The sequence below is a fragment of the Thermogemmata fonticola genome, from assembly GCF_013694095.1.
Taxonomy (GTDB): domain Bacteria; phylum Planctomycetota; class Planctomycetia; order Gemmatales; family Gemmataceae; genus Thermogemmata; species Thermogemmata fonticola.
In genome coordinates this window covers 1-13148 of the sequence record NZ_JACEFB010000016.1, presented here as the reverse complement: position 1 = coordinate 13148, position 13148 = coordinate 1, and the positions used below count along the sequence as shown (strand labels likewise).

The window sequence follows — 13148 nt, the reverse complement described above, 5'->3', positions numbered from 1 at the left end:
TGGATCAATTCCAGTACGGCGGGCAAAGCTCCGTCCCGATCCGGGGAGGGCAGGACAGAAGATTGTTGCCAACAGGGCCAGACGCTTCGTGTTGCAACAGTCGACTAGGACCGTCTATGCTGGAAATAAGGGCATGATTTAGAAGTTAATGCGCATGATCCGGTCCTGGCGGAACGGTTCACCGATGGGAGGATAACCCGATGTTGTGGTACCGCCTCGTTTTGGCCTGCGGGTGGATCGTGGCCGTGGCAACTCTGCTCGCGGCTCAGGAAGGGACGCAAAATCCCCCGCCCATGCAGGAGTTCAAATGGCCCACCAATATCGCTGGCAAAGGGGTCCAGGAGTGGCTCAAGGAGGTGGACGATCCCGATCCCGGCAAGCGGGAGATGGCCTTGAATACGCTGCCGGCCTTTGGTCCCGATGCGATCAAAATCTGTTCGCGCAAAATTGTGGAGCGGATGCGCAATGAGAAGGACCCCTCGGTGCGCATGGCCGCCTACCGGGCCGCAGTGATGCTGGGTCTCGATGACCGGGACTGGAAGGATGCGATCACGATTCTGGCTAACGCGGTGGATCAAGGAGTGCCCGGTTCCCAAACCCGCTTGGCCGCGGTGCAAGCACTGGCTGCTATTGGACCCAGGGCCGAAAGTGCGGTTTCCGTCCTCACCGGCGTGGTCTGCCAGGACCCCTCCTATGCCATCCGCCAGGCGGTGGCCAACGCCTTGGGGCGTGTCGGCGGCAATGAGACTTACGGGCCGAATGTCCGCGCCCTCAACCGCCTGGCCGGGACCCTTGCCTCCGATGTGGCCGCTGCCGTGCGCCTGGAAGCCTTGCAATCCCTGGTCCTGCTCGGACCACCCTGGACCGGACGGCGGAATAACTCCAAAGACCCTCCGCCCATCGACTGGAAACAAGCCGCCTATGTCGCCGATCGCATGCGGGAGCGCCTCCAGAGTCCTAAAGGCAAAAGCGGGGAACTCGACCCCCAGATCGAAATCTGGGTCCGCGTGGTACTCATGCGCTTCGATCCCAAGGAGATCGGCGATACCCACCTGAACGCCATCGCCAAACATCTGAGTTCTCCCGAACTCGGACCGCGCTTGCAAGCCCTGCAAGCCTTGAGTCTGTTCGGGGAACAGGCCGCCGGGGGTAAGCGCCTCGATGCCGTCGTCCAACTTCTCCCGCCCGATTCCCTCACCGACCTCAACACCATCAACCCGGTGGAGCTGAACCTGGTCCTCGGCTGCCTCGTCGCCATGGGGAAAGAGGCCCAGGGAGTCCTGCCGACTCTGGAAAAACTGGAAAAGACCTTCGAGAAACTCCGGGACAAACGGATGCAGGAGGAAGACTTCAAGCAAGCGCTGAAAAACCTCGGCCCCAAGCAGACCCGCGAGCAACTCATCGCCAGCCTGCCGGAGGAGCAACTCCGCCTCGCGGTGGCTCAGGCCATCAAGTACATCCGCAAGCCGGAACTCCGGTTCTCCGAAGTTCCCATGGGAAAAACTCCCTGACGTGGGAAAACCCCCTGGACTTCCTCCGCACGGACTTTGGGGAGACATTCCCCTTGCCGGCGAGCGTTTCCCCGGATCTCGTGAGGTCTCCGTGGGCCAAGGGTTGACGGAACGGGGTCGGTGGCGGAGGCGGATCAATCCTCGTGGCTTTCCCAGGGCTGGCCGTTGCGGAAGCGGCGGGCTGGTGGCAAAGCGTCGAGGAACTGCCGCCCGTAGCGCTTGGTCAGGATGCGCGGGTCCAGGATGGCCACCCGACCACGATCTTGCCGGGTGCGGATGAGCCGACCGAAACCCTGCTTGAGCTTGAGAATCGCCTGCGGGAGCTGGTAGTCCAGAAACGGGTTGCCCCCCGACGCTTGGATCGACTCCAGGCGGGCTTCGATCAACGGGCGGTCCGGTACGACAAAGGGCAAGCGGGTGATGATGACGTGGCTGAGGGCTTCACCGGGAATGTCGATCCCTTGCCAGAAGGTATCGACGCCGAAGAGAACACAGCGGGGGGTGGTGCGGAACTGTTGCACCAACTGTTTCGGCGGCAAATCTCCTTGGACCAGCAGGGTATAGCCTTCACTCCGCAAAGAGGATCGCAGGGAGTCGGCGGCCCGTTTGAGGAAGGCGTGACTGGTGAAGAGGACGAAGGCACGGCCGGCGGTGGCGGTGATCAACTCCGGCAGGCGGCGGATGACCGCTTGCTCATACTCCTGGGGATCTTCCGCGGGATCAGGTAAATCGTCGTAAAGGTGTAGTTCGCATTGCTCCGGGTAATCGAAGGGGCTGCCCAGTTGCACGAGGTCCACCTCGGTGTCTCCGCCGAGTCCGAGGCGGCGTTGCATGAGACGCAGGCCGGAAGCACCGCGACCCACGGACAGCGTGGCACTGGTGAAAATGACGCTGGAAACCTGCGGATACAACCGCTCGCGCAGGGCCGCCCCCACGTCGAGCAGCGCGGTGGCCAACGTCACTCGGCTGTGCCCCCCTGGCCGGATTTCCACCCAGTACACCTGGCCGGGTAACTCCTGCCGCAGCCATTGCTCTAAGCCGTGGGCGAACAGTTTGAGGCGGTCGGCCCGGCTGGTCAACTCGTGGATTTCATCCTTATCCTCGCGGAGATTCGCCAGGCGCTCGAGATGGCTCGCCAGCTTGCGGACCTCTTCGCAGAGAGAATCCTCCCAAGGCGGCGCAGTTCGCACTCGCAGGGTTAGGGTCTCCGGGTTCGCCTCATTTTCTCGCTCACGACCGCGATTCTGGCTTTGAACCTGCTGAAACGTCCAGCGTTGCACCTGGTCAAAAAACCGTTCCGCAGCTTGCCGAACGAAGGTCATCTGCTGGCGGCTCGAATCGTCGCCCCACAGCACCAGCAGTCCCTTGTGCCCCCGCGGATGGAGCAGTTGCCGCAGTTGATGTTCCAACCCCACATTGCTCAGGGACAGGCCGAAGTGCTCCGCCGCGACTTCTTCCACCATGTGGGCTTCATCGAAGATGACCACTTGATACGGAGGGAGGATGCTGCGATCACTATCCCGCCGGACCAGGTCGGTGAAAAAGAGAGCATGGTTGACGACGAGGAGATCCGCCTGAGCTGCGGCGCGGCGTGCTCGGAAGAAGAAGCACTCCCGATAATGGGGGCAGTCGTTGGCGCGGCAGTTCGTCATGTCGCTTTGTACAAGGTCCCAGACGCTCTCGTGGGGCACGAACGGCAGATCGCTCCGGCTGCCATCCTCACGGCGGCGGGCCCAGCGAGCCAGTCGCTGGAGTTGGTCGGCCTGTTCCTCCTGTTCCAGGAGCCAGCGGCCTTGCTGGAGGGCCAGATTCAGGCGCCGGCGGCTCAAATAGTTATTCCGCCCCTTGACCAGCACCGCTTGAAACTTACGGGAGCCAGGCCAGATGTCCCGCACCAGGGGAATATCCCGATAGACAAGTTGTTCCTGCAAGCTGATAGTATGGGTCGAGATGACGATACGGATTTTCTCCGGCTGCCGTTGCCAGGCTAGCAGTGTGGGCAGAAGGTAGGCCAGCGATTTGCCAACGCCGGTTCCGGCTTCCACGAGAAGTTTGCGGCCCTTCCGGATCGCGGCATCCACCGCCTGGGCCATCGCAAGTTGCTGCGGGCGAACCTCAAAGCCCTTCACTTGCCGGGCGAGCAAACCATTCGGAGCTAGCAGGGTCTCGATGTCCATAGTGCTTTCTATTGTTTCAGACACCGGAGTTGTCCGGCAAGTTCGGTTGTTTCGGGTCTGTCACCGGGGAAGCAGTTTTCGGCTCTGTCACTGGGGAGAAGCGGTTTCGAACCCTCTCCGCACGTGATGATCTGGACATTCGCTTCGGCTCATGCGCGGCGCATAAAGCAACCCCGTGGCGTCGAGCCAGCGGGGCTGCCCAGGGAGGAGGACGGAGGTCTGGCGGAGGAAACGGCTGAGCTGAGATTGCCTCACCTGCTACAGGTCGAGGGGAGGAAAACACGTCCCAGCCGTTTGGCTCCACCAGGAATTCGATCACCAGAGATCGGGATCGCCAGGGATCAGATCACCGGAGATCAGGAGCGGTATGGATCACCAGAAGCGGACACGCCAGTAGTCATGGGGTGTCGAGTTGCGTCCGTAGTACCAGTGGCCGTCTTCCCACTCCAGAGTGACCTTCCGCCAGCCGAGAGGCACTTTGGGGAAGGGATAGAACGGACCGATGAAGGGGAAGGCGTTGTAGGGGTACGCCGTGGGGTAAGCGACCCGGCTGAAGTTAGGATACGGCGCATAAGTGGGCCAAGCGAAGGGGGGCAGCGGGGGGGCGTGCAGTTCAGGGCTAAGATGCCCTGGCATGCCCAGCGGAGCGGGTTCCACCAGCGGAGCAGGCGCTGGGGGTGCAGCAGGGGGCTGAGTGTTTTGTGCCGGCTTGATGTCAGCCGCCACCTGCAAACCATCGCGGACCACATGGACCCCTGCCACCTGACGCACCTCTGCCAAGAGTTGGGCTTTGGTTTGCGGATCGCTCACCGTGCCGCTCAGGGTCACGGTGCCATCCTGGGCAATCACGGCGATGTTCGCTTGCCGGATCGCCGGATGCTGCTGCAAGCGCCGGGCGACGGCATCGGCCAGTGCCTGATTAGGATTCTGCGGAGCCGACGCCGGGGTACCAGCCGTCGCAGGGGATGATGGAGCGGAAACCGTCTTATTCGTTCCGGAGGCACGGGGGGCGGATGTCTGAGCCAGCAGCGAACCACTCAGCGCCACCGTCGCCGCCAGGGACCATAGGGCGGGTGCTTTCACGACCAACCTCCTTGTTTGGCGAAGGAATAAGCCATAGGGCCGAGCTGATCCTGCCGGAGCGGATTTTGCGACGTAGAGTTCGCATCGTTCCGCCGATACAGGCACAGGGAGGGCAAAACCAGCTCTGCTTCGTCTATCGTTCAATTCATCCATCGCCACATCCCCCGTCTGGCATGGAGCGGCAACCGCGATTCCCGGTACATTTGGCTGCATCCTCGCCCTTGTAAGTGCTACACGTTGCACGACCGCGCCGGCTGGCATCCTCCTGCATTCCCATCCCATGCTGCTTCCGGGAGCATGGACGGAGGGGGGAATGATGAGAAAGTCTCAAGTCGATTTGGAACAGGTTTCGGGAGCGGTGTGCTTGCCCATCGACCGATCTGACTATTCGGAGGAGTTCTAGCCATCCGTGGTGTGGAGTTTTCATCCGGCTGTGTGTCCTGCCAGCGGGAGGAGCGGCGGTGCCGCGATGACAATTCTCAGGTTCCTGCCGGCTCCCTGGCAGGTAGGCATGGGGCCAGGGCGATTGCGATTGCATTCCTCGGGCCAGGCAGCTAAAAGGGCGTATTACTCGGTCCATTCGCCCGGTTCCCAATCGGATCGCGGCGGTCGGGTGGAGGAAAGACGAGGATGGCAGAACAGGTCGCGCAGTTGCAAGCGCAAGAGTTGGCCTTGTTTGCCGGGTTGCGCCAGGTGGTCCAGCCGCCGGTCATGATCGACGTTGGCGCCCATCACGGAGTAACGCTAGCTCCCTTCCTCGAAGCCGGCTGGCAAGTGTTCGCCTTCGAGCCAGTGGAAGAGAACCGGGCAGAAATCCAGCGGCGTTTCGGCACTCATCCCCGCCTGCAAGTACGGGGCGAGGCTGTCAGCGATTCCTGCGGTCCAAAGGTGCTCCACCTGGCTTTGCACCCGGACGGACGACTGCATGACTATCATCACAGTCTGGAGCAGCTCGGCCATACCGAAGAGTTCCGCCCAGGTCCCTCCGTAACAGTGTCGGCTGTCACCCTCGATGCCTTGGTCGCTCGCGGCGAATTGCCTCGCGAAGTCGGCTTGCTCAAGATCGACACCGAGGGGCACGATCTGGCTGTGCTGCGCGGTGCGGAAACGCTCCAGGCGGCGGTGATCACTGTGGAGTTCTGGTGCGAGGGGCTGTATGGCGGGCGATGTCCCTCACCAGTCGAGGAGATAGTGCGGCTGTTGCAACAGCGGGGTTACCATCATTACGCTGCTATTATTCATCAGGGAGCCTCTGTGCGGGTGCAGTGGTCCTCTCTGGAGGGGCTGCCGGCCGATGCGTGGGGGAACCTGGTCTTTTTCCGAGAGGAAGCGGTCGCATGGGCCGTGCGGCAAAAGCTGGAGCTAAAGGCTCAGTCCGCAGCGCACGGCGAGGAAACGCCCCGCTGGCTGGCCCTTTGTGCCCCCTGGCTGCAACACCGCAGCGGCTGGATTTGCTACGACGTCGGGGCTTATCAGGGAGACTTCACCGCTCTGCTGCTGCGCCATTTCCCGCATCTTTTTGTCGCGGCCTTTGAACCCACCCCCCCCACATTCCGCTATCTTGAGCGCCGCTTCGCCGAGGAACCGCGGGTCCAAGTGCATAACCTGGCGCTGAGCGATCAGACAGGTTGGGCCAGTTACTATCTCACCGAACGGCCGGTCAACAACAGCCTGCTGCCTCCGGCGGATGGTGCTGTGTTGGAAACCATTCGTGTCGCGGTGGACAAGCTGGACCAATTCCGCCGCCGGGATTGCCGCCCTGTGGCTCTGCTCAAAGTCGATGCTCAAGGCCACGATCTCCGCATCCTGCGCGGTGCGGAGCAGATTTTGCAACAGGACCGTCCCTGGCTTTTCGTCGAAGCCACGTTCCTGCCCATGTACCAGCAGCAGGACGATCCCTGCGACCTCTGGCTTTTTTTGCGCGAGCACGGCTATCGCTTGGCCGGATTGTACAACACCCACTCCACACCCCAAGGGCTGCTGGCGTACACGGATTGCCTCTTCATTCCCCAGGAAATCCATCAGCGCTTGGTCCCTGCCCAGCGTTTGGAACGATACCTCTGCGACGATCCCCAGACCTTGCAGCAACAGAATGCTCTACTGCAAGCGGCTTGCCAGGAACGGCTAGAGTTGATCCATCGTCTGTCTGCGGAGTGTGCTCAGCGGGAGCAGATCATCGCCCGCTTGAGCCAGCCGTCTCCCGCTCAAGCTCTGCGTGGGCTAGTCCGCTCCGTGCTCAGCCGGCTGGACCAAGCTGGCCGGTGGGTGTGGGAACGCCTCCGGCACGTGTCACGAGGTCGGTCAGCCTCGTGACCGCCTCGTACGTGCAACAGATCACAGCGGAATACTCGGCGGACCCCCGGAAACCGGTTCGCAACCTTGCCGATTAGCCAGGCGGGAAGGGGCGGGATGCGCGCGGAGAACCGCAGACTTCCGCCAATACGGCCATGCGCACGGCCAGGCCATATTTCACCTGATCGAGGATGGCGGAATTCGGGCCATCGGCGACTTCCGGTGTGATCTCTACGCCGCGATTGATCGGACCCGGAGCGAGCAGGAGCACATCCGGCCGGGCGCGGCGCATCCGTTGCCCATCCATTCCGAAGAGCAGGCGGTATTCACGGATCGAAGGGAATAATCCGCCCCGTTGCCGCTCGAATTGAATGCGGAGCAGATTCAGGACATCGCAGCGCGGTAGGATCGCATCGAGATTGTGGGTGATTTCCACGCCCCAGTGGGCCACCTCGCGGGGAATGAGAGTGGTAGGTCCGCAGACGATGACGTGGGCGCCGAGGGTCTTCAGCGCGTGGATATTGCTCCGGGCCACCCGGCTGTGCGCAATGTCCCCGACCAGACCGACCGTCAAGCCGGCGATCCGCCCCAAGCGCTTGCGGATGGTGAACAGGTCCAGCAGCGCTTGCGTGGGATGTTCGTGGGCACCATCTCCGGCGTTGATCACATGGACGTGCGGCAGCAGATGGCGGCTCAGGATGTGCGGCGCACCGGGCGAAGCGTGCCGGACCACCATCACATCCACCCCCATCGCCTCGATGTTCTTGGCCGTATCGATGAAGCTTTCCCCTTTGACTGTGCTGGAACCGGCGGGCGAAAAGTCCAGCACATCCGCACCCAAGCGACGGGCTGCTAAAGCGAAACTCATCCGCGTGCGGGTCGAAGGTTCGTAAAACAGATTGACCACGACGCGCCCTTGCAATTCCGTCCGCTTGGGGACTTCGCCGACCCCGACGCCGACATACTCCTCAGCGCGGTCGAGCAGGCGGAGCAGTGTCGCGGCACTTAGCCCTTCCAAGCCTAAGAGATGATGCAACGGTTCCCGCTCATCGGGGCTAGCGGCAGGGGCAGCGGGAGCATCGGAGAGAGGCGTCATCATACCGGAGGACTCGACCTTGAACTAGGGGGACAGTCGGAAGCCAACAGCGGCGTGACTTCTGAATATCGGTATAGGATTTTCAGTGGCGGAAGTGGCGGACGCCCGTCAGGAGCATAGCCAGGCCGTGACGGTCTGCCGCGGCGATACTGTCAGCATCGCGCAGTGAACCGCCCGGTTGCACAATGGCTGTCACTCCCGCCGCAGCGGCGGCTTCCACGTTGTCGGCAAAGGGGAAAAAGGCATCCGAGGCCAGCACAGCTCCCGCCGCCCGCTCCCCCGCCTTGCGCACCGCTATGTGCACCGCATCGACTCGGCTCATCTGCCCCGCACCGACGCCGACCACTTCCCATCCGCCGCCTTCTCCGTCCCGTGCCAGCACGATGGCATTGGACTTGACGTGCTTGCACACGCGCCAGGCGAAAGCCAAGGCGGCACGCTCCGCTTCTGTCGGAGGGCGTCGGGTCACCACCCGCCAGGAATCGCTTTCTTCCTGAATGTCATCTACGGTTTGCACGAGCAGGCCGCCGTCGATGCTGCGCAGCGCCAGAGCTTGCGCCGCTATTGAACCGGACGCACGCTCCGCTCGTGGCCGGCTGGCTCGCAGACGGAGCAGACGGATGTGCTCTTTCCAGCGGCGGAGCATCTCCAGGGCGTCAGCATCGTAGTCCGGGGCGATGAGGCATTCCACGAAGCGCCGGGCCGATGGTTCGGTGATGGCGGAAGCTGTGGCGACATCCACCGTGCGATTGCAAGCGATGATCCCGCCGAAGGCTGACAAGGCATCCCCAGCCCAGGCCCGCCGGAAAGCCAGCTCCAGCCTCGCCGCCACGGCTGCCCCACAGGGATTGTTGTGCTTGACAATCACGCATGCCGGCTCGGCGAACTCTTGCACCGCCCCCCAGGCCGCATCCACGTCCAGCCAGTTGTTGTAGCTCAACTCTTTGCCGTGCAGTTGTTCCGCTTCGGCGACCGTCGCACCGCTCCCATTCATCCCGCGGTATAAGGCTGCTCGTTGGTGGGGATTCTCGCCGTAACGCAGGCGCTGGACCAGCCGGCCTTGCCAGGTGAAGGTTTCCGGAAAATGCCCTTCTTCGCTGGGAGTTGGCTCTACGGTGAGTCGTCCGGCTTCCTGCTGTTTCACCTCCTCGGATCGCTGGCTGGCCGATTCCCCCGCGCCAAACCAGGCTGCGATAGCAGCGTCATACTCCCGAATACGGGCAAACGCCTGGGCTGCCAGTTGCCGCCGGTAGTCCCGTGGTGTCTGCCCGCCATGTTCCGCCAGCACCTTGAGAAACTGCTGATATTGGCCCGGTTCGACCAGCACGGCCACTCCGTCGAAGTTCTTGGCTGCCGCTCGGATCAGGCACGGACCGCCAATGTCGATATTCTCGATGACTTCCTCTTCAGTGACTCCCGCTCGGTTGCTGACGCTCTCGAAGGGATAAAGATTGCACACCACCAAATCGATGGTCGGCAGTTGCTGGCGAGTCAGTTCGGCCAGATGCTCCGGTTTGTCTCTCCGGGCGAGCAAACCGGCGTAGATGGCCGGGTGGAGCGTCTTGACTCGGCCATCGAGGATTTCCGGGAATCCGGTGAGAGATGCGAGGTCGCGGATGGCAATGCCCGCCCCTTCCAGATGCCGCCGTGTGCCGCCGCTTCCCCATAACTCCACGCCGTAGTTCTGCTGCAATTCCCTCGCCAGTTCCACCAATCCTGTTTTGTCCGTCACACTGAGCAAAGCCCGGCGTATCGCGCGGAACATACGCTGACCACCTCTGAGGCACGGAATAAGCACGCAATAGACACGGAAAGGCCCGCATCCTCCGAACAGGGCAGGCTCGCCGCTGCTAGGGTTTGATCTAGCTATCTCGCCATAAGATTTGATTTAGCTCTCCCGCCACAGGAGAACCACCCGTCCGTGGCGGCGGAGATGTACCCCCGCGGGAAAATCCCAGGCTCCCTCGCTACGATTGCACAGTTCCGTCACTTTATGCCAGGCGGTATAGTCCATATCCTCCAATGGCCAGCCTTCCCGCTGCCACAGACTCCGCAACGCCCCGCGCTGAATGAGCGGCGGCGCACTCTGCAAGACCTCGGCATCCAGCACCACCTTGTCCCCAGCCCGCGGCCGTTCCGCGTGGGTGAGCAAGTCCTGACTCAAACGGGCTAGCACCTCGTCCGCTTCCGCCGCCTGTTCCCCCAACCGGCACAAGGCTTCCACCACACGGGGATTGAACGATTCCAAGAGCGGCATGACCTCATGCCGGATGCGGTTGCGCGTGTAAGCCAGATTCCGATTGCTGGAATCTTCCCGGTACTCCTGCCCCAAGTGCCGCAAATACTCCCGCACCTGTTGGCGGCGAACGGTCAACAAAGGCCGCACCAGGGGTACGGTCCCTCCGCCCGGCAGGGCCAGCGCTCGCTCCGCGGCCATCCCGCGCAACCCGCTGAGGCCTGTTCCCCGAATCAGGCGGTGCAGGATGGTTTCCGCTTGATCGTCCGCTGTGTGGGCTACAGCAACCCATTGTGCCCCGGTTCGCTGAGCTACTTCGGCAAAAAAGGCATACCGCGCCCGCCGCCCTGCCGCCTCCACATTCCGACCCCAGGCCGATACCTCCACCCGCCGGCCTTCGTATCTCACTCCCAACCGCTGGCATAATCCTCGCACAAACTCTTCATCCGCGTCGGCCTCAGCCCCGCGCAAGCCGTGATGGACATGGGCCGCCGTTACGGACCGGCCCGCCGCCACTAGCGCGCGCAACAAGGCCACGCTATCGGCCCCGCCGGAGACTCCCACCACTCCCGGACCGCTGTAGCTGGCCAGGAACCGCCCCACCACTTCTTCCAGCAGTTGTTCTGCTGTCATGCTTTGGCCGCCTGGTTGCTCACCCGTCACCGTGTCGCTGTCCGCTCTGGTTTCTCCTGGTCCCCTCTGGACCTCGCTTCTGCCGGTGCCCATCTTTTCGCTTCGTCTCATTCTGCCTGTCGCTGCCGGGCATTCGCTTCCTCATTATTGTTCCAGCCTCTGTTTGGCAAAGGAAGGGTAGCGATTACAATGGCTTGGGGAGTGCAGCCGCCGCAAAACTCCAAGAAAGCAGGAGGACGCCGGCGGGGCACTTTTCCTCTTGCATGGCTCAGGCCCGGAGGGTATGTGTCCGCGGAAATGCCTCGCCCAGGGGTAAAACCCGCCCAGGAAGACGATGTGGTGATCGCGATCGTAGTCGATCCGCCAGCGAGTCCGCCGGCCCAACGGCCAGGACCCAGCCGCGCCCTCCCGCTCCGAAGCCGACCGGCGCATTTGCCGGCGCGGACCACGTGGACTGTGCGCGCCGCCTTGCTGCTGATTGCCCTCATCCTGATCGCTGTCTTTGCCGTGGCCGCCTGGCTCAATCCGTACAATCCCGATGGCACCCCCCGCCGCCTCGCTACCCACCGCCAATTGGGTCTTCCCCCTTGCAACTTCGTGATGATGACCGGCAAACCCTGCCCATCCTGTGGCATGACCACCAGTTTTGCCCTATTCATCCGCGGGGATCTACGGGCTTCTCTACAAGCCAATTGGGTCGGCACCCTGCTGGCGGCCGCCGCCGTGGTCGCTCTCCCTTGGTCGCTCCTGAGCGCCCTGCGCGGCCGACTCCTTGGCATCCGTCCCGGTTATGGCGACTACCTTCTGACTCTGGCCGTCACTCTGCTGCTCATTCTGATGCTGGGCCGCTGGTTTGGCCTGCTCCTGATGACCAAGAGCGATCCCACCGACCAAGCCGAAGACCAACAGGCGACAGCACTCCTCCGGCCCGAGGCTCCAACGCTGTCCAGGCCTACTTACGCCCTCGCCTCGCCGTTCGCGGAATCCATCGGAAAATCTGGGGGAAATGGACTTCACAGGGGGATCACGGATGAACCGGACATATCGCTGGCTCCGCCGCTGCGTGTGGACCACTTGGCTGGGAATCATCGCTCTCGGCTGTAATCCGCTGGCCACAATCGCCTTCCTCACCCACCGGGATGTTCCCGTGGCCGCCCGCTACCCCTTGTTCCCCAAGGAGGGACCTAAGCGGGACAAAGTCGTTGTCGCCATCTTCGTCAATCCAGGGGTCGGACTGGGCTACGAGTTCGCCGGTGCGGAAGATGTCCTCGCTTCGGAATTGGCCAAAAAGATGCCCGAAATGGCCAAGGAAAACAAAAAGAACTTGGAAGTCGTCCCTCCTGCAAAGGTCAACGAATTCAAACGTAAAAATCCCAACTGGAAAAACGGTATGAGTCCCCTGGCCTGGGGCAAAGCCCTGGGAGCTGACTACGTGCTGGACATCCATCTGATGAAAATGAGCTTGTTCCAACCCGGAAGCCAGAATCAGTTGTATGAAGGCCGAGCGGAGGTCCATGTCTTCCTCTACGATGTGCACAGCGGCGGGGCGCCGGAACATTACGTCCACCCCTTCGCCTTCCCCCGCACCGGCTTCCGCGATGCCACCTCCATTCCCGTGGGTGCCTTCCGCAAGGCCTTTCTCGAACGCCTCGCGGTGGAAATCGCCCAATACCATCTCGACTACCGGGCGGACAGCGGGATCGCCGAAAGCCGCTGGTAATCGCCCAAATTCGATGGCTGAAATCATCCCGCTCCCACACCGAAAAAGGCTTCTGGAAGGACACCCATCTGTCAGTTCTTACCTCGATTCTCCACTGGCGCGCAACCGGGCAGCGGCGGCAGCGCGAATTCCACCCATGCTCATGGCGGCGCTGGCCACCCGCCCCGCCTACGCCGAGGACCCGATTGAAAACTGCGTCTGTCCCTGTCCCCCCGACATGTCACCGGAGGAGAGTGCGCTCCTTTGCGACCCAACGAGACGGCCTCCATGTAGTTCGGGGCATCCAGATTGTGCACCTTACGTGACCGAAGGGGACTGTTACCCAGGACCTCTCCATGAAAATAACTGCGCTGGCGATCCCCGCTGCAATTGCCGGTGGCGGCCTAATGTCCAAGGACAG

Annotated in this window: 9 protein-coding genes; 4 read left to right on the top strand and 5 right to left on the bottom strand. The window is 62.3% G+C overall.

Translation table 11 applies throughout. From position 1 onward, the window contains the following. Positions 1–200: 200 nt before the first annotated feature. On the top strand, positions 201–1511 hold the full coding sequence (locus H0921_RS15595; protein ID WP_194539450.1) for a HEAT repeat domain-containing protein: 1311 nt from the start codon (positions 201–203) through the stop codon (positions 1509–1511). A gap of 134 nt (positions 1512–1645) precedes the next feature. Here the strand turns inward: H0921_RS15595 and H0921_RS15590 are convergent, their stop codons facing one another. Further along, positions 1646–3712: an ATP-dependent DNA helicase gene (locus H0921_RS15590; protein WP_315851915.1), complete on the bottom strand. Its 2067-nt coding sequence runs from the start codon at positions 3710–3712 to the stop codon at positions 1646–1648. A gap of 348 nt (positions 3713–4060) precedes the next feature. Further along, a complete protein-coding gene (locus tag H0921_RS15585) occupies positions 4061–4771 on the bottom strand; it encodes a BON domain-containing protein (protein ID WP_194539449.1) in 711 nt (236 codons plus the stop codon). Positions 4772–5401: 630 nt separating this feature from the next. On the opposite strand from H0921_RS15585, the gene H0921_RS15580 reads away from it, so the two are divergent. Continuing rightward, positions 5402–7084 carry an FkbM family methyltransferase gene (locus tag H0921_RS15580; RefSeq protein ID WP_194539448.1) on the top strand — a complete coding sequence of 561 codons (1683 nt, stop codon included), beginning with the start codon at positions 5402–5404 and terminating at the stop codon, positions 7082–7084. A 73-nt stretch (positions 7085–7157) separates the two neighbouring features. On the opposite strand, the gene H0921_RS15575 is transcribed toward H0921_RS15580, so the two are convergent. From H0921_RS15575 to tilS, 3 genes are all read right to left on the bottom strand, one after another. Next, positions 7158–8159, bottom strand: coding sequence for an aspartate carbamoyltransferase catalytic subunit (locus H0921_RS15575; RefSeq protein WP_390622569.1), 1002 nt, complete (start codon positions 8157–8159; stop codon positions 7158–7160). Between the two features lie 82 nt (positions 8160–8241). Further along, entirely contained in the window at positions 8242–9924 is a 1683-nt protein-coding gene (purH, locus tag H0921_RS15570; protein ID WP_194539446.1) for a bifunctional phosphoribosylaminoimidazolecarboxamide formyltransferase/IMP cyclohydrolase, read from the bottom strand. 123 nt (positions 9925–10047) lie between these two features. Further along, the gene (gene tilS, locus H0921_RS15565) at positions 10048–11028 is read right to left on the bottom strand and encodes a tRNA lysidine(34) synthetase TilS (RefSeq protein WP_194539445.1); all 981 of its coding nucleotides are present in this window, start codon (positions 11026–11028) and stop codon (positions 10048–10050) included. A gap of 339 nt (positions 11029–11367) precedes the next feature. Between tilS and H0921_RS18245 the strand changes: the two genes are divergently transcribed. Together H0921_RS18245 and H0921_RS15555 are read left to right on the top strand one after the other, a co-directional pair. After that, complete coding sequence (locus tag H0921_RS18245; protein WP_315851914.1) at positions 11368–12132, top strand: DUF2752 domain-containing protein; 765 nt, start codon at positions 11368–11370, stop codon at positions 12130–12132. Next, on the top strand, positions 12059–12748 hold the full coding sequence (locus H0921_RS15555; protein ID WP_194539444.1) for a hypothetical protein: 690 nt from the start codon (positions 12059–12061) through the stop codon (positions 12746–12748). Before H0921_RS18245 ends, H0921_RS15555 begins: the two co-directional genes overlap by 74 nt. Positions 12749–13148: the final 400 nt, after the last annotated feature.

Bases quoted from the DNA above. Each gene is read 5' to 3' on its own strand.
- H0921_RS15575 (WP_390622569.1), bottom strand. From the start codon at position 8,159: ATGACGCCTCTCTCCGATGCTCCCGCTGCCCCTGCCGCTAGCCCCGAT.
- purH (WP_194539446.1), bottom strand. From the start codon at position 9,924: ATGTTCCGCGCGATACGCCGGGCTTTGCTCAGTGTGACGGACAAAACA.
- H0921_RS15595 (WP_194539450.1), top strand. From the start codon at position 201: ATGTTGTGGTACCGCCTCGTTTTGGCCTGCGGGTGGATCGTGGCCGTG.
- H0921_RS15555 (WP_194539444.1), top strand. From the start codon at position 12,059: ATGAACCGGACATATCGCTGGCTCCGCCGCTGCGTGTGGACCACTTGG.
- H0921_RS15580 (WP_194539448.1), top strand. From the start codon at position 5,402: ATGGCAGAACAGGTCGCGCAGTTGCAAGCGCAAGAGTTGGCCTTGTTT.
- tilS (WP_194539445.1), bottom strand. From the start codon at position 11,028: ATGACAGCAGAACAACTGCTGGAAGAAGTGGTGGGGCGGTTCCTGGCC.